Annotated in this window: 1 protein-coding gene; it reads left to right on the forward strand. The window is 47.4% G+C overall.

The annotated features are described in order from the left end of the window. Nucleotides 1–234, forward strand: a 234-nt coding sequence (locus tag CF394_RS00075; RefSeq protein ID WP_133079763.1) for an RNB domain-containing ribonuclease, incomplete at both ends; no start/stop codon positions are given.

Below are 234 nucleotides of genomic sequence, written 5' to 3' on the forward strand. Positions count from 1 at the left end.
GAGAACGTTCAGTCGCCGAGAAGCTGATTGAAGAATTTATGCTTGTGGCGAATGAAACGGTAGCGGAGCATTTCCATTGGATGAACGTACCGTTTATATACCGGATTCACGAAGAGCCGAATGCTGAAAAGCTGCAAAAGTTTTTAGAGTTCGTAACGACCTTTGGCTATGTGGTGAAAGGAACCGCAGGAGATATTCATCCGCGCGCGCTTCAAAGCATTCTGGACGCTGTGC

Origin of the sequence: Tetzosporium hominis (genome assembly GCF_002265435.1) — a bacterium.
Lineage (GTDB): Bacteria > Bacillota > Bacilli > Bacillales_A > Planococcaceae > Chryseomicrobium > Chryseomicrobium hominis.